At 69.3% G+C, this 218-nt stretch carries 1 protein-coding gene; it reads left to right on the top strand.

Annotated elements, in window-relative coordinates; translation table 11 throughout:
* On the top strand, positions 1-218 hold a 218-nt coding region (locus ACL02T_RS35105; RefSeq protein ID WP_412835122.1), incomplete at both ends, for an SDR family NAD(P)-dependent oxidoreductase.

The raw sequence follows: 218 nt of genomic DNA, 5'->3' as shown, positions 1-218 counted from the left end.
GGCGGCACGGTGAGCATCGTCGTGAACAACGCGGGCGCGATCTCGCCGGCGATGTTCCCGAAGCTGGCCGAGGACGACTTCCGGCGGATCGTCGAGATCCACCTGATGGGCTCGTTCACGGTGTCGCAGGCGGCGCTGCCCTTCCTCGCGACGGATGGTTCGGGCCGGATTCTCAACGTCACCTCGGCCGCCGGGCTGGTGGGCACGATCGGCCAGGC

The sequence above is a fragment of the Pseudonocardia oceanicola genome (assembly GCF_047200735.1).
In the GTDB taxonomy this organism is placed as follows: domain Bacteria; phylum Actinomycetota; class Actinomycetes; order Mycobacteriales; family Pseudonocardiaceae; genus Pseudonocardia.
This window is presented reverse-complemented; position numbering and strand designations above follow the sequence as displayed.